The organism is Haloarchaeobius pelagicus, assembly GCF_051207375.1.
Lineage (GTDB): Archaea > Halobacteriota > Halobacteria > Halobacteriales > Natrialbaceae > Haloarchaeobius.
The window spans coordinates 311074-325813 of the sequence record NZ_JBPJZD010000002.1; the positions used below are offsets into that span (position 1 = coordinate 311074).

The 14740-nt window shown below is 67.7% G+C and carries 12 protein-coding genes; 7 read left to right on the forward strand and 5 right to left on the reverse strand.

Going from position 1 to position 14740, the window contains the following annotated elements:
* Positions 1 to 148: 148 nt before the first annotated feature.
* Positions 149 to 3268, forward strand: a complete 3120-nt coding sequence (locus ACSC1S_RS14100) for a PAS domain S-box protein (RefSeq protein ID WP_435364871.1) — start codon at positions 149 to 151, stop codon at positions 3266 to 3268.
* A 24-nt stretch (positions 3269 to 3292) separates the two neighbouring features.
* On the opposite strand, the gene ACSC1S_RS14105 is transcribed toward ACSC1S_RS14100, so the two are convergent.
* The gene (locus tag ACSC1S_RS14105) at positions 3293 to 4369 is read right to left on the reverse strand and encodes an archaeosine biosynthesis radical SAM protein RaSEA (protein WP_435319475.1); all 1077 of its coding nucleotides are present in this window, start codon (positions 4367 to 4369) and stop codon (positions 3293 to 3295) included.
* Between the two features lie 64 nt (positions 4370 to 4433).
* Positions 4434 to 4661: a hypothetical protein gene (locus ACSC1S_RS14110; protein WP_435319476.1), complete on the reverse strand. Its 228-nt coding sequence runs from the start codon at positions 4659 to 4661 to the stop codon at positions 4434 to 4436.
* Positions 4662 to 4784: 123 nt separating this feature from the next.
* Between ACSC1S_RS14110 and ACSC1S_RS14115 the strand changes: the two genes are divergently transcribed.
* Both ACSC1S_RS14115 and ACSC1S_RS14120 read left to right on the forward strand, forming a co-directional pair.
* Positions 4785 to 6734 (forward strand): hypothetical protein, encoded by a 1950-nt coding sequence (locus ACSC1S_RS14115; RefSeq protein ID WP_435364872.1) that lies wholly within the window; start codon positions 4785 to 4787, stop codon positions 6732 to 6734.
* Positions 6735 to 6795: 61 nt separating this feature from the next.
* Positions 6796 to 8577 (forward strand): sensor histidine kinase, encoded by a 1782-nt coding sequence (locus ACSC1S_RS14120; RefSeq protein WP_435364873.1) that lies wholly within the window; start codon positions 6796 to 6798, stop codon positions 8575 to 8577.
* On the opposite strand, the gene ACSC1S_RS14125 is transcribed toward ACSC1S_RS14120, so the two are convergent.
* Together ACSC1S_RS14125 and ACSC1S_RS14130 are read right to left on the reverse strand one after the other, a co-directional pair.
* The gene (locus tag ACSC1S_RS14125) at positions 8574 to 8849 is read right to left on the reverse strand and encodes a DUF7521 family protein (RefSeq protein ID WP_435319479.1); all 276 of its coding nucleotides are present in this window, start codon (positions 8847 to 8849) and stop codon (positions 8574 to 8576) included. The genes ACSC1S_RS14120 and ACSC1S_RS14125 overlap by 4 nt on opposite strands.
* Positions 8846 to 9217 carry a helix-turn-helix domain-containing protein gene (locus tag ACSC1S_RS14130; protein WP_435320266.1) on the reverse strand — a complete coding sequence of 124 codons (372 nt, stop codon included), beginning with the start codon at positions 9215 to 9217 and terminating at the stop codon, positions 8846 to 8848. Before ACSC1S_RS14130 ends, ACSC1S_RS14125 begins: the two co-directional genes overlap by 4 nt.
* A 101-nt stretch (positions 9218 to 9318) precedes the next feature.
* Between ACSC1S_RS14130 and ACSC1S_RS14135 the strand changes: the two genes are divergently transcribed.
* Positions 9319 to 9840, forward strand: a complete 522-nt coding sequence (locus tag ACSC1S_RS14135; protein ID WP_435364874.1) for a GNAT family N-acetyltransferase — start codon at positions 9319 to 9321, stop codon at positions 9838 to 9840.
* Between the two features lies 1 nt (position 9841).
* Here the strand turns inward: ACSC1S_RS14135 and ACSC1S_RS14140 are convergent, their stop codons facing one another.
* Positions 9842 to 10228, reverse strand: coding sequence for a VanZ family protein (locus ACSC1S_RS14140; protein ID WP_435364875.1), 387 nt, complete (start codon positions 10226 to 10228; stop codon positions 9842 to 9844).
* Positions 10229 to 10313: 85 nt separating this feature from the next.
* On the opposite strand from ACSC1S_RS14140, the gene ACSC1S_RS14145 reads away from it, so the two are divergent.
* From ACSC1S_RS14145 to ACSC1S_RS14155, 3 genes are all read left to right on the forward strand, one after another.
* Positions 10314 to 10712 carry a hypothetical protein gene (locus tag ACSC1S_RS14145; RefSeq protein WP_435364876.1) on the forward strand — a complete coding sequence of 133 codons (399 nt, stop codon included), beginning with the start codon at positions 10314 to 10316 and terminating at the stop codon, positions 10710 to 10712.
* Positions 10713 to 10783: 71 nt separating this feature from the next.
* On the forward strand, positions 10784 to 12715 hold the full coding sequence (locus ACSC1S_RS14150; protein WP_435364877.1) for an aldehyde ferredoxin oxidoreductase family protein: 1932 nt from the start codon (positions 10784 to 10786) through the stop codon (positions 12713 to 12715).
* 248 nt (positions 12716 to 12963) lie between these two features.
* Positions 12964 to 14619, forward strand: a complete 1656-nt coding sequence (locus ACSC1S_RS14155) for a vanadium-dependent haloperoxidase (RefSeq protein ID WP_435364878.1) — start codon at positions 12964 to 12966, stop codon at positions 14617 to 14619.
* Positions 14620 to 14740: the final 121 nt, after the last annotated feature.

Here is a 14740-nt window from a genome sequence, read left to right on the forward strand (position 1 = left end):
AGAACCGTCCGTAGCACCCCTATTCTTCGCGAACTTTCGACGGTTCCCATCCGAACTCAGCAGCCGTAACGGCTCAAAGATATAAGAGTGTGCAGGGAAAGGGTTGAGGTGAAACAGGGGTGTGGGGCTACCCCGACAGAACCAGAGAATGACGGATGGTGGAACACGTGTCCTCGTCGTCGGCTTCACGTCGGACGAGGCGACCCAGATGCTGCCCACGCCCCCGGAACGCGTCGTGACCGTGGCGGACACCGCAACCGCACTCGACGCTGTCACGAGCGATGGCGCAATCGACTGCGTCGTCAGCGACTACAAGCTCCCCGACGGCGACGCCTTCGACCTCTACGAGTCACTGTCTGAACACGCCGCCGACGTCCCCTTCCTCCTCTACACGGCCGACGGCGACGAATCGGTCGCCGGCCGCGCCCTCGCCGCCGGGATGGACGCCTACGTGCCTGCCAGCGACGGCGTCGAGACCCTCCAGTCGCGACTCGATGCGGCACTCGACGCCGAGGCGTCGGTGGTCGGCCACGACCGGCTCGAACTCGTCTACCAGCAGGCCCCACTCGCCATCGTCGAGTGCGACCTCGACGGGGACATCGCCGCCTGGAACGACGGCGCGGTCGACCTGTTCGGCTACAGTTGCACCGAGGCCGTCGGCGAGGACCTCGTCGACCTGGTCGTCCCGCCGGCGGAACAACCCGCCGTGCGGGAGGTGTGCGAGCGGAACCTCTCGCAGGTGACCGTCGACGTCAACGTGAACGGAAACCTGACCAAGGGCGGCGACTACCTCACCTGCGAGTGGTACCACACCTCCCTGACCGACGAGGACGGGAACCTGGTCGGGTCGCTCTCGTTCGTCCAGAACGTGACCGACCGCGTCGACCGCCGGGAGACGGTCGAAGACCTGCAGGCGATGTCCCGCGAACTCATCCGGGTCGAAGAGCGCGACCGCGTCGCCGAGTTCGCGGTCGAGGCCGCACAGAGCGTCCTCGACCAGACGTGCACCGCCGTCATGCTGTACGACGAGGAGGCCGACTCGCTCGTCCCTACCGCGGCGACCGACGAGGCCGCAACCATGCTGGAACAGACCGACGAACTCACCGGTGAGCAGAGTCTGACGTGGCAGGTGTTCCAGTCGGGCGAGGCGGCCATGATCGACGAGGGAGCCACGTCCCGGACGCTCCTGCCCGCGGACTCGGGCCTGGAGAGTACGCTGGTCGTCCCGCTCGGCGACCACGGCGTGCTCGCGTTCGCCGACGAGGACCCCGGCGGGTTCGACCAGACCGAGGCCCACCTGGCCGGCATCCTCGCGTCGACCACGACGGCGGCCCTCGACCGGAGCGCCCAGGGCGAGGAACTCCGCCGCCAGCAAGCCATCGTCGAGGCCGCCGGCGACGCCGTCTTCGCGCTCGACGAGGACGCCCACTTCCGGACGGTCAACGACGCGATGACCGAGCTGACCGGCTACGACCGCGAGTCGTTACTCGACATGCCCGCCTCGGAGATACTCGACGCCGAGTACCTCGAACGGGGGCGGACCGAACTCCTCGACCTCATCGACGACGACGACCGCGATTCGACCACCTTCGAGGTCGAAGTGCAGACCGCGGACGGGGACCGCGTCCCCTGCGAGGCCACCCTCGCCCTCTTGCCCGACGAGTCGAGCTTCGACGGCACCGCCGTCGTGGTCCGGGACATCACCGAACGAAAGCGCATGGCGGACGAACTCGTCGAGCAGAAACGCAAGATAGAGAACCTCCACGGCGTCGCCTCGGACCTCGACGACTGCGAGACGGAGGCCGAGATATGGACCCTGACGGTCGAGGCGGCCGAGGGCATCCTCGATTTCGACATCTGTGGCGTCGACCGCGTCGAGGGCGAGTACCTCGTCTCGGCCGGCATCTCCTCCGAGATAGAGCCACAGGGCTACAAGGAGCGCTCGCACATCTCCGACGGCATCGCGGGCAAGACCCACCGCACCGGCCGGTCGTTCCTCATCGACGATATCCAGGGCGAGAACGAGGCCACGCCCGAGCACCGGACCTACCGGTCGCTGCTGTCGGTCCCCATCGACGACAAGGGCGTCTTCCAGGCCGTCTCGGACGAGGTCGCCGGGTTCGACGAGTCCGACCTCGAACTCGCCGAGCTTCTGGCGAGCCACGTCGCCGACGCCATCGAACAGCTACGGTTCGAGGCGCAACTGCTGAACGAGCGCGACCTGTTCGCGGCCCTGTTCGAGAACGTCCCCGACCCGGTCGTCTACGCCCACCACGAGGACGACGAGCCCGTCATCCAGGAGGTGAACACGGCGTTCGAACGCGTCTTCGGGTACGAGCAAGCAGAGATCGCGGGCGAGTATCTCGACGACCTCATCGTGCCGCCGGACCGCCACGCCGAGTCGGACTACATCAACGAGCGCTCGCAGTCCGGTGAACTGGTCGAACAGGAGGTGAAACGTCGGACGACGGACGGTCTTCGTGACTTCCTGATGACCGTCGTCCCGGTCGAGTTCGACGCGAAGAACCCCCGCACGTTCGGCGTCTACACCGACATCACCGAGCGCAAGGAGCGCCAGAAGCGCGTCGAGATACTGAATCGCGTCTTGCGACACGACCTGCGCAACGGGATGAACATCATCCGTGGCTCGGCCGAGATGCTCGCGGACGTGGTCGAGGGGACGACCGCCGTCGGCTACGCCGAGACCATCCTCAGCCGGGCGGACGAGCTCGTCAGCCTCGCCGAGAAGACCCGGGCGGTCGAGCGCACGCTGGACCGTGACCACGCCGCCACCGGCCCGGTCGACCTCGACGAGAGCGTCCAGACCGCCATCTCGCGGCTCAACCAGGAGTACCCGGGGGCGACCATCACCACCGACCTCCCCGAGGACGCCGCGGTCCGCGCCGACGACCTGCTCCGGACCGCCATCTTCCACGTCATCGAGAACGCGCTCCAGCACAACGACACCGACGACCCGCACGTCTACGTCACGGCGCTCCAGGACGAGGGGTCTGACCAGTTCCTGCGACTCTCCGTCGCCGACAACGGCCCCGGCATCCCGGAGGAAGAGCGCGCACTCATCGCGGAAGAACAGGAGATAACGCAGCTCAGACATGCCAGCGGGCTCGGCCTCTGGCTGGTCAACTGGGTGGTCACGCAGTGTGGCGGCTGGCTGTCGTTCGATGACAACGACCCGCGCGGGACCGTCGTCACCATGACGGTCCCGCTCGCGGTCTCCGATGAGACCGTGCAACCGGCCGACGACTGACCCGTCTCGGCCGGCCGTCCTCGCCTATTCGACCAGCGGCATGTTGAACGTCGTCTCGTTCTCGAGCACGTGCTCCCACGTCGCCTCGCACTCGCAGGAGACCTGCTCGAAGACGCTCGGGTCCTGTCGGAGGTCGAAGTCCTTGATCGCTTTCTGTACCCGGTCGTCGCACTCGCCGCAGTTGTGCGGGCCGCGCTCGGAGCCGTGGCCGACCGGGTCCGAGACGACGATGACGTCCTCGTCGGCGGTCGATTCGAGGACCTCGGCGACCGACCAGAGCCACGGCGGCCGGTAGCCACCGCGGAAGAACAGGTCGTCGACCATGGTGTAGCGCTGGACGTTACACGGGTTCATCGAGACGGTGTGACAGCCCTCGACGGCGGCACAGCGCCGGACCGAGGATTGCATGTCTTCGAGGGCTTCCGGCTCCGAGAGGAACGGCGGCTTCATCAGGAGATAGGCCTTCACGCCGGCGTCAGCGGCGACGGCCTCGGCGCAGGCGTCCTCGAAGTCCGCGAAGTCGAAGTACTTGTTCACGCAGTCGTGACGGACGCGGTCGGTGGCGGTCTCGAGGCCGACGGCCACGTCGGTGTCGAGACCCTGTTCGACGAACTCGTCGAGTTTCGCCTCGGTCACGAAATCCGGGAGCGACTCGACGACGATGCGCTCGCGGTCGCCGAAGGTCTCCGCGATGGCCTGGCGGGTCTCGGCCGGGACCTCGCGCTCGTCGAGGAACGACCCGGAGGTGTATATCTTGATGAGGCCGGACTTCTCGTCGGCCTCCGCTTCCTCGTGGTCGAGACAGACCTGTATCTGGTCCATCAGCGCCTCGTGGGAGACGGAGCCGCCCTCGACCGATTCCGCGACGTAGCCACACATCGTGCAGCCACCGGCGCGGGCCCAGCGACAGCCGCCCGTGTTGAGGATGATGGTCAGCGACTGGTAGACGCCACTGGGCGTGTTGTCCTCGTCCAGCCAGACCCGCGTCGGCTCGTGCGGGTCGTACGTCTTGTCCTTCTTGGCGCGGATGTCGCGCATCACCTTGTTGTGCGCGTCCATCCCCTTGCCCTTCTCGTAGACCTCGGGCGTGGGCTTGCTCATTGCCAGAAACCAGCGGGTCGGCGCGTAAATCGGCTTCGGGTCGGCTCGTCGCCCGTGGCAGCTGTCAGCGCCGGTCGCGAAGTTCGTCGACCAGCAGCCCGAACGGCAGGATCAGGGGTGCAAGCAGCCCGAGCGAGAGCGTCCCGACGTTCGTCGTGATTGGCGGGGCGTAGCCGGCCTCGGGCGTCCCACCGAGAAGGACGAACCCGGCGGCGACGACACCTGTGAGGGCGAGCGCGATGAAGACGGTCGGGAGCGGTTCCTCGGACTGTGATGCTCGTTTCGTCGACATACAGACGGTGCTAGACACGCCACGAAAAAACCGGCCTCGACGGTTCCAAGCGGATGAGAATCTAGCCGCCACGGTGGGTGGTCGCCCACAACAGTTTAGCGCACCTTCGTCGTAGCCGAGGCCATGGTCGACGTTTCCGTCGAGAACGCGACGCTCCACGCCGTCGACCGGGCGAACCGGTCGATAGAGCTCGGCGTCGTCGGATGGGACCAGCCAGCCGACGGACCGTCGATCCCCATCGAACTCGACACGACGGTGACCGGGCGCGTCCTCGAACTCGCCGTTCCCGACGTGCTCGTCGAGGTGTCGCTCGACGGGGATGGCTACGAGAAGCTCCCGGAGTACAAGACCGTCCAACAGCTCGCCGACGGCGAGTACACCGTGAAGCTCTCCGGCGAGTTGACCGCCTACATCCGGTTCGACGGCGCGGCGACCCTGCGTCGCCGGGCCGGCGGGACGGCAGAACTCACGTTCGAGCATCCGACCGCGGTCACGCTCGGCTTCTGGACCATGGTCGACTATCCGGAGCACACGGTGACGGTGCCGCCGACACCGACCGGGGTGGCGACGGCGCTCACGCATCTCTCGAGCGCCCACATACGGATGACACCGGACCGGACGCTGCCGGGCTGGCGCGAACACCCACCCCTGGTCGAACTCGGCGACGAGACCCACGTGCCCGACGCGGTCCGCGAGGCGACGCCGGAGACCGGCATCGAACTCGTCGTCCCGGACGCGCTGGCACCGCTGTTCCCGGCGACCCCGCTGGTGCACTACCTCGGGGCGACGGTCCGCGTCGACCCCGGGCGAGAGCGCCCCCTGCTGCGGGCACCCGCGGTCGATATCGCCCACGAGTTCTCGGCGCTGCCCGACTTCCAGTTCGAGGCCGCCGACCTCTTCGAGCGGGTGTTCTACCTCGACTGTATCATCCGGGCCGCGGGGCCGGATTCGCAGGGCGACCTCGTCGAGCTCGACCTGCTGGCGGCCATCGACACCGACCTCACCGCGACCTACGACGCGTCGGTCGCCGAGCGGCTGGCGCACGCCCTCGACCCGCAGGTCGCCGCCCTCGACGACCGGTTGCCGTCCCGCAACTACGTGCTGTTCGCGGAGCCGGCGGCCGAACACGTTCCGGTGCTCCCGTTCGCGATGTCCTACCTCGGGCGGGTGTACCTCCCGTCGGCGGCCGACACGCTCGACCTGACCCGAGAGCGCCGCCGGGGAATCGTCGGCTGGCTCGGGGAGGGGAGCCACCCGGACGCCTTCGAGGCCCGCCCCCGGGCGTACCAGCATCGCCTCGAACACCTCGCCGCGGGCGACAGCGACACGTCGATACTCGTGGTCGGCTCGGCCGACCGTGCCGCCGCAGTCCAGGCCGTCGCCGACCGTTACGAGGCGACCGTCGACGAGACGGCCGCGACCGTTTCCCGAATCGTCGGGCCGACCCGGGTCGCGCTCAGGGACGCCCTCGAAACCCGGACCGACCTCGTCCACTTCCTCGGCGACGCCAGCGACGGGTTCCACTGTGCCGATGGCACCCTCGCCGTCGGGGACCTCTTCGTCTCGAAGGCACGAACCGTCGTCCTCGACGGGCCGACCGACGCGGGACTCGCGGCCGACCTCGTCGAACGCGGAAGCGTCGCTGGCGTGGTCCGGACGGACGAGAGGACGGCGGTTCCGACGACCCTCGTCGAGTTGCTCTCGAAGGGGTACGGCGTCGACCTCGCCACTCGAATCGCCCACGAATTCGGCGACGGCGAGACGTTCCGCGTCGTCGGCGACGGCACCAACGCGCTGCCCGAAGACGACAACGTGAGTTCGATTCCGCTTACCGTCACCGCCAACGGTGACGCGACCTTCGAGGTCGTGGGCGAACCCGGCGGTGCCATCGCCGGCCTCGTGTGGCACCCCGACGTGGAGGGCGTCTCCCAGCGGCTGTTGAGCGGGCGACGCCCGTTCACCGTCTCCGCGATGGACCTCACGGCCATCCTCCGGGACCCCGACTACCTCGTCATCAGCGACGGCGAGCCGTCGTGGTCCGGCGACCTCGCACCGTTCTACCCCGTCGTCTGAGTTCACGCGGTCGCTGACTCGCCGTAATCCTCAAGCACTCGCGGAATCATCTGAGAGCGTAGTGGCAGATTCGACGAAGGTTCTGACCAGCAGCGGCCGGGTCGACGACGCGCTCGCGGCGACGTTCGACGTCGTCCGCACCGCCGACCCGACGACGGCCGACCTCGACGCCGTCGACGGCGCGGTGGTGGACGCGACCGCCGTCGACGAGATCCGGGCACGGACGGCGACGCTGCCGGTCGTTGCAGTCGTCCCCGAGTCGGGCGACGCCAGTCTGGCCATCGAGGCCGGCGCGACCGACGTCGTTCGAGCGGACGCGCCGGACGCAGTCGTCGTCGCTCGCGTCAAGGCCGTCCTCGGCGGTGCGACCGGCGGCGAAGACCCGGTGACCTCGACCGAACAGCGTCTCGACGTGCTCCTCGAACGGACGACCGTCTTCGACGCGCTCGACGCCGAGAGCGAGATATACGAACACGCCATCTCGGTGGCCCAGACCGTCCTCGACCTCGACGCCTGTTCCATCTGCCGGGCGGAGGACGGCGAACTCCGCCCGGTCGCGACCGTGGCCCGCCGACTCCACCCCGCCAGCTTCCACGCGACCGGGGAGGGCATCGCCGGCCGGACCATCGAGACGGGGACGACACAGCTGGTCGACGACCTGCGGGCCGACGCGGACGCGAAACCGACCGCCGAGGACTACCGGGCGGTCCTCTCGGTCCCGCTTGGCGACGACGGCGTCTTCCAGGCCATCTCGACGACCGTCGGGGCGTTCTCCGCGGCCGACCGCGAGCTGGCGGAGCTCCTCGTGGCGAGCGTCGAACACGCACTGGAACGGGTTCGCTACGAGGACGTGGTAACCCGCGAACGCGACCGGTTCGCCGCGCTGTTCCAGAACGTGCCCGACGCGGCGCTCCAGTACACCTTCGTGGACGGCGAACCGTACATCGACCGGGTGAACTCCGCGTTCGTCCGCCTGTTCGGCTACGACCCCGACACGGCCGTCGGGCAGTCCGTCGCGGACCTCATCGTCCCGGAGTCGGACGGGGCGGAGACGCTGTATGCGGCCGTCGACGGTGGGAAGCGACTCGACCAGGAGGTCGTCCGCCTCACCGAGGACGGGGAACGCCCGTTCCTCCTCCGGAGCGTCCCCATCTCGACCGAGGACGACGAGCCGACCGGCTACTTCATCTACACCGACATCGCCGAGATGAAGGCACGCGAGCGCCGGCTCACCCGCCAGAACGAGCGCCTGGACGCGTTCGCCTCGGTGGTGAGCCACGACCTTCGCAACCCCCTCAGCGTCGCCAGGGGTTACACCGAGACCGCATACGACGGCGAGGACCCGTCCCTCCTGCCCGACGTGCTGGTCGAACTCGACCGGATGGACCAGATGATACACGAACTCCTCACGCTCGCCCGCGAGGGCGACATCGTCGGCGAGACCGAACCGGTCTCGCTCGGCGACGCGTCCAGAGAGGCCTGGTCACACGTCGAGACGGCCGACGCGACCCTCTCGGTGGGCGACGACGTGACGCTGGAGGCGGACGCCGACCGGCTGGAAGAACTGTTCGAGAACCTCTTTCGCAATACGATCGAACACGCGGGCGACGCCGCAACGGTCATCGTCGGGAAGACGCCGGACGGCTTCTACGTCGAGGACGACGGCCCCGGTATCCCCGACGAGCAGAAAGAAGCGGTGCTGGAGATGGGCTACACGACCGCCACGGGCGGGACCGGGTTCGGGCTCGGTATCGTCTCCGAGATCGCGACCGCCCACGGCTGGACGGTCTCCGTGACCGACGGCGAAAACGGCGGGTGTCGCTTCGAGTTCCGGACCGACTAGTCGGCGTACAGCGAGTAGAGGATGACGCTGAAGCCGATGGTGGTGAGCGCACTCTCGATGGCCAGCGCGGTTGACTGGTCACCGGCGAACAGCTGGTCCAGTGCGCCAGCGATGGCCGCACCGGTCGTGACGATACCGAACCCGAGCGCGAGCGCCCGGAGCGCGGGGGAGCCGGTCCGGCGGTACGCTTTCGCGGCGAGGTAGGTGATGAGCCCGCCCATCACGAGCGTGAGCGTCTTGAACGCGACGACGAGTGGGGTGATGTGACTCATGTCTCCTTGCGCACCTCCTTCCACATCGAGGCGAGGCGTTCTTCCGGTTTTTCGGGCGGCCGTTCGATTCGCAAGTCGAGTGTGTGTTCGTCCGTGAGCATGATAGCAACGTTCTCGAAGTCGACCCGGTACATCGAGGTGTGGCGACCGTCCGAACGGAGCTGCGTCTCCTCCTTGAGGAGCGACGCCTCCGTGAGGAGGTCGAGCTTCCGGTAGGTCGTCGACAGGGGGATGTCACACGACTCGGAGATCTCGCTCGCAGTCATCGCCTCGGTGAGCGACTCGATGATGTCGTGACAGTCCTGGTCGTCGAGGGCGTCGACGACCGCCTGGAACTCAGGCTCGTCGGCCCCGGACGGGTCGCGCATCTTCACAGGGTGGAGTGTACGCTCTGACGTAAAATCGATTCGGGTTTTCGTGTCGGCCGAGCAGAGAAGGCCTATCTCCCCCTATCCCCTCCAGACTCCCGATGACACCCGATGTCAGGGGCGTTGAGTCGGTCGACGACGTCTGGGCCGCCGAGGACGTGAACCGCGCGGCGTGGACGAGCGCCTTCGCGGACGTGTTCTCGCCCCGCGTGCTCGCGACCGGCGGTGCGGCCGCCAGCGAGCCCTACATCCGCGCCCGGTACGAGGTGGTGCGGGACCACCCCGGCTTCGTCGTGGCAAGCGATGGGGCGGACGTGGTCGGCTACGCCTACGCCGACTGGACCGATACCGCCTCGTTCGTCGGGGACGACGAGGCCGAACTCGTCGAGCTGTACGTCCACCCCGACCACTGGGGGCGGGGTATCGGGACCAGACTGCTCGACGCCATCGGCGGGGCTCTGCCCGCCGACCGGACCGCGCTGGTGCTCACGACGCCCGAAGCGAACGACATCGGCTGTGCGTTCTACGAGGCACGCGGGTTCTGCCTCCGGGAGCATCGAACCGGCATGGTCGGCGGCGAGCGCGTCCCGACCGTGGTGTACGCCCGCTACCTCCCGTGGTGACTCAGCGAGACGCCCCCTTTTTGACCCGGCTGTAGCTAGCCCACACCGCGACACCGACCATCGCTCCCAGCCCATTGACCGCGGCATCGGCGAGACTGAACGTCCGGAACGGGAGTGGCCACTGGACGACCTCGACACCGAAGCCGAACAGGGCGACACCGGCGACGACGAGGAGGCCAGAACGAAGGACACGGGGACGAACCGCCCGTGCCGCGAGGACGGCCAGCGTCGCGTATCCCAGCGCGTGCAGCACCTTGTCGAACGCGAGGAGGCCGCCTGTCCCCCCACCACTCCCCGGCGGGTCGACCACCGACGCGACCAGGACGACACCCGCCCACGCCAGAACCGGAATCCAGGGGCGGCTGACTGCCGGCGAACGGCGATTCATGCCGGTACTCGCGGCCCCGAGACTAAAAACTCGCCGTCGCGGAAGAAAGAGAGACGGTATGTCTGTCTGTCACGTATCTCGAGTCGTGCCGACGGCTGCAGGGTCGCGGGGGGAGTCCGTCACCGTGGTGGCGAGCCGCCGGTTCGTCCGGGTCTCCCCGGACGAGGTCTGGGACGCCATCGCCGACCCGACAGCCATCGAACGGGCGCTGACGCTCGTCGACGCGACCGCGACCGTCAGCGAGCAGGCATACCCGCGCATCACGTTCGACGTCGACGGCGACGGGGACTACGGTAGCCTCACCGGGACGGTCGAACTGACGGTCGACAGTAACGAGTTCGCTGCCGTGCTTCGCTGGGAGAGCCGACTCCGTCCCTCTGGCGACCTCGGAACCATGCGCCCGCGGAACTTCCGACCGACCGTGACCCGCTTCGTGGACCGGTACGCCGATGCGCTTGCGGACCGCCTGCCTGCGGAGAGGTAACCGAAACCAGTTACACCCGCTTTGCCAACGACTAACAGAGTCCCGTCCGTACCTAATGATTAGGGATTACAATGACAGACATCGGTGGCTTCCAGGACCACGTCGCACGGGTCGACCTGTCCTCGGGAGATGTGAACTACGAGGGTATCGACGACGAAGACGCCAAGAAGTACATCGGGGCCCGCGGCCTCGGTGTGAAGTACGTGTTCGAGCAGGGGGCAGACGTGGACCCGCTCGGGCCGGACAACCTTCTCGCGTTCATGAACGGCCCACTCACGGGCACACAGACGGTGATGAGCGGGCGAATCGCGGTCTGTACGAAATCACCACTGACGAACACGGTCACGGACAGCCACCACGGCGGCTGGTCCGGCGCCCGCCTCAAGTGGGCCGGCTTCGACGGCCTCCTGTTCGAGGGCCAGGCCGACGACCCGGTGTACGCCGTCATCGAGGACGGCGAACTCGAACTCCACGACGCCAGCGACCTCTGGGGTAAGTCCGTCCACGAGACGCGTGACACACTCGAAGAGCGCCACGAGGGCAGCTACGGCAAGAACATGTCCATGATGGCCATCGGGGCCGGTGGCGAGAACGAGGTCCGCTACGCCTGTATCGTCAACGAGGACGACCGTGCCTCGGGCCGCGGCGGCACCGGCTGCGTGATGGGCAACAAGAAGCTCAAGGCCATCGTCATCAAGTCGGGCACGAAGATGCCCAAGCCGAAGGACCCCGAGACCTTCAAGAAGGGCCACCAGCAGGCCATGCAGGCCATCCAGGAGTCCGACGTGACCGCCCCGAACGAGGGCGGCCTCTCGCTGTACGGGACGAACGTCCTGATGAACATCACCGAGGAGATGGACGGGCTGCCGACCCGCAACGGCCGGTACACCTCGACGAGTTCCGAGGCCGAGGCGGACCCGAGCGAGCCCAACATCGACTCCGAGAAGGTCTCCGGCGAGAACGTCCGCGAGAACATCCTCGTGGACGAACCGACGTGTCACTCCTGCCCGGTCGCCTGTAAGAAGGAGGTCGAGGTCACCTACACGCACAAGGGTCAGGACATGAACGTCCGCGGCGAGTCCTACGAGTACGAGTCGGCGTTCGCGCTCGGCCCGAACTCGATGAACGACGACCGCGACTCCATCGCCGTGATGATCGACCTCTGCAACCAGCACGGCATCGACACCATCGAGACCGGGAACATGATCGCGATGGCGATGGAGATGACCGAAGAGGGCAAGCTCGACGACCTCGGTGAGGGCGTCGAGTGGGGCGACAAGGAAGCGATGATCGACCTCATCACCGACATCGCGAACCGCGACGGCGACCTCGCGGACCTGCTCGCCGGCGGCGCGAACCACGTCGCCGAGGAGATGGACGCCCACGACAACTCGCTGGCGGTCAAGGGCGAGACCATCCCGGCCTACGACCCGCGCTGCATGAAGGGCATGGGTATCGGCTACGCCACCTCGAACCGTGGGGCCTGCCACCTGCGTGGCTACACGCCCTCGGCCGAGATTCTGGGCGTCCCCGAGAAGGTCGACCCCTACGAGTGGGAGGGCAAGGGCCAGCTCACCGCGACCTTCCAGGACCTGCACTGCATCTCGGACTCCTTCGACATCTGCAAGTTCAACGCCTTCGCGGAAGGCATCGAGGAGTACGTCCTGCAGTGGAACGGCATCACCGGCCTCGAGTGGAGCGAGGACGACCTCCTCGAAGCCGGCGAGCGCATCTACAACCTCGAACGCTACTACAACAACCTCGTCGGCTTCGACGGCGACGACGACTCGCTGCCGGAGCGCTTCCTCGAGGACGGCGTCCGCGGCCAGGGAGCCAGCGAGGGCGAGTACTGTGAGCTCGAGGAGATGAAGGCCGAGTACTACGAGCACCGTGGCTGGGTCGACGGCGTCGTCCCGGACGACAAGCTCGACGACCTCGGCATCGACATCGGCCCGGGCACCGGCGTCAGCTCCGGCGACTCGGCCGCACCCGCAGACGACTGAGCAGGCGACGACGACCACACGACACCGATTCGTCTTTTTTCGGCGGTCCCCATCGAGGAGCCCCCGGTAAGGGGAGCTTACCGATTGGTTACCGCCTTCGACGGCCGTTTCGACGGGAATCGTGGATTCGGCCGAGAGGCGGGATAATCTGCCGTTCGGCAGGGACGATGCAGGTCATAAGTAACCTCACGTATCGAGTATGTCTGGGTAGACGTGGACCCACACGGCGTCCACGGGATCGGGGGACTATGACCACAGCAGACGATTCACACGGCATACTCCGGCGGACGGTTCTGGCCGGACTGGGGGCAGCGGGCGTACTGAGCACGGTCGGCAGCGCGGTCGCACAGCCGGGCGACGGGAAGTCGAGCGGGGGCGGACCGCCCGCCGGCTCGCCGGGCGCGATGCACGACCGGATGATGTCGACGTACCGCATCCGGTCGAACGCGGCCCGTGATCACTGCCTGGCCGGGAAGCCACCCGGGTGGCAATCGAACGACGACGAGGCGCGCTTCGGGACGGCCGCGATGTTCACGAAGGCCCTGCCCCACGACGGCCACGGTGTCGGGGACGACGAGGCCTACCTGACGCTCGTCGACGCACTGTTCGGCAACGCGTCGCTCGGGGACGTGCCACTCGCACCCGAAGCCGACCGGAAGCTCGCGAACCCGGCCGCAGCAGGGTCGTACGACATCACCGGGCCGGACTCGCACGCGCTGGCGATGCCGCCGGCCCCTGCCTTCGACAGCGACGAGATGGCCGCCGAGATGGTCGAACTCTACTGGCAGTCGCTCCTTCGGGACGTTGCCTTCACGGACTACGGGACCGACCCGGGAGCGCAGGCCGCCGCCGCGGAACTCTCGACCCTCGCCGGCTACCCCGGCCCGACCGACGGAGACGGGAACGTGACCACGGACCTGCTGTTCCGGGGCAGCCTCACCGGGAGCGAGGTCGGCCCGCACCTCTCGCAGTTCTTCTACCACGCCGTGCCGCGGGGCGACGGCATGGCCCAGCCGCAGGTGTACCGCGTCGCGAAGGAGGGCGCGGACTACATGACCGACTGGGAGTCGTGGCTGGCCATCCAGCGCGGGAGTGCCCCGGTATCGGGCGACCAGTACGAGACCGAACACCGCACCCTCCAGACGGGGCGCGACCTGACCACCTACGTCCACCGCGACTACGTGTACCAGTCGTACCAGGATGCCGCGCTCATCCTGCTCGGCCTCGGCGTCCCGCTCGGGCCGGGCTTCCCGGCCTCGCCGACGTCGGGCTACTTCGTCGACTTCGGCGTGGCCGACGTGCTCGACGCCGTCGTCGCGGTGAGCCATCCCGCCCTGCACGCGAGTTGGGTGCAGAAGTGGCTGGTGAACCGTCGCCTCCGGCCCGAGACGTACGGCGGGCGGGTCCACGACCAGCTGACTGGTGACGCGGACTACGGCCTCCCGGCTGACCTGCTCGACTCGGAGGCGCTCGAGGAATCGCACGAACGCTACGGCACCTACCTGCTCTCGCAGGCCTACCCCGAAGGGTCGCCGACGCACCCCTCGTACCCGGCCGGCCACGCCGTGCTCGCCGGGGCCTGCGTCACGGTGCTGAAGGCGTACTTCGACGAGGACGCGATGGTCCCGTACGCCGACGCGAGCCCCGAATCAGGACCCGGCCTCACGGTCCGTGGCGAACTCCACAAGCTCGCCGACAACATGGCCGTCGGTCGCAACTGGGCGGGTATCCACTACCGCTCGGACGCCGACGACGGCTACCGGCTCGGTGAGGCGGTCGCGCTCGGCTACCTCGTCGACCGCGCCAAGACGTACGACGAGCGCTACGGCTTCGACGGGTTCACGCTGACCACCTTCGACGGCGAACCCATCCGTATCACGGCCGACGGCGTCGTCCCGGCCTGAGCGATTCGGACTCCTTTGCGGGCCGGATATGACACATCTCAGAATTTCATTGAAACCAGCGCCGCCGTTCGTTTCTGCCCCGTAACCTTGTGTTTCTGTTATATCCAAACCTCGCATCTTC

Bases quoted from the DNA above. Each gene is read 5' to 3' on its own strand.
- ACSC1S_RS14125 (WP_435319479.1), bottom strand. From the start codon at position 8,849: ATGAGTCACATCACCCCACTCGTCGTCGCGTTCAAGACGCTCACGCTC.
- ACSC1S_RS14135 (WP_435364874.1), top strand. From the start codon at position 9,319: ATGACACCCGATGTCAGGGGCGTTGAGTCGGTCGACGACGTCTGGGCC.
- ACSC1S_RS14155 (WP_435364878.1), top strand. From the start codon at position 12,964: ATGACCACAGCAGACGATTCACACGGCATACTCCGGCGGACGGTTCTG.
- ACSC1S_RS14140 (WP_435364875.1), bottom strand. From the start codon at position 10,228: ATGAATCGCCGTTCGCCGGCAGTCAGCCGCCCCTGGATTCCGGTTCTG.
- ACSC1S_RS14100 (WP_435364871.1), top strand. From the start codon at position 149: ATGACGGATGGTGGAACACGTGTCCTCGTCGTCGGCTTCACGTCGGAC.
- ACSC1S_RS14105 (WP_435319475.1), bottom strand. From the start codon at position 4,369: ATGAGCAAGCCCACGCCCGAGGTCTACGAGAAGGGCAAGGGGATGGAC.
- ACSC1S_RS14150 (WP_435364877.1), top strand. From the start codon at position 10,784: ATGACAGACATCGGTGGCTTCCAGGACCACGTCGCACGGGTCGACCTG.
- ACSC1S_RS14130 (WP_435320266.1), bottom strand. From the start codon at position 9,217: ATGCGCGACCCGTCCGGGGCCGACGAGCCTGAGTTCCAGGCGGTCGTC.
- ACSC1S_RS14110 (WP_435319476.1), bottom strand. From the start codon at position 4,661: ATGTCGACGAAACGAGCATCACAGTCCGAGGAACCGCTCCCGACCGTC.
- ACSC1S_RS14115 (WP_435364872.1), top strand. From the start codon at position 4,785: ATGGTCGACGTTTCCGTCGAGAACGCGACGCTCCACGCCGTCGACCGG.